Annotated in this window: 1 protein-coding gene; it reads right to left on the bottom strand. The window is 69.3% G+C overall.

Annotation, left to right across the window (positions count from 1 at the left end; genetic code table 11):
• Positions 1-231: iron chelate uptake ABC transporter family permease subunit (locus E5W87_RS35890; RefSeq protein WP_292408809.1), on the bottom strand; the 231-nt coding region annotated here is incomplete at both ends.

The raw sequence follows: 231 nt of genomic DNA, 5'->3' as shown, positions 1-231 counted from the left end.
CCGTGCGGCGATTGCCAACATGGCGATCAGCACCGTCAGCGAGCCGAACACGGAGCCGGCAAGCTGCCAACCGGTCCCCGCTGTCGCGCTGATCATCAACACCGCGGTCAGGCCGGCACCCGCACCGGTGCCGACACCCAGCACCTCGGGGCTCGCCAATGGATTGCCGGTGATCCGCTGGATGACGAAGCCCGCTGCCGCAAGCATGGCACCGGCAGCTGCTGCCACGCC

The organism is Mesorhizobium sp. (assembly GCF_004962925.1).
Classification (GTDB): Bacteria; Pseudomonadota; Alphaproteobacteria; order Rhizobiales; family Rhizobiaceae; genus Mesorhizobium.
Note: the sequence above shows the minus strand (reverse complement) of the source record. Positions and strands in the feature narration are given on the sequence as shown.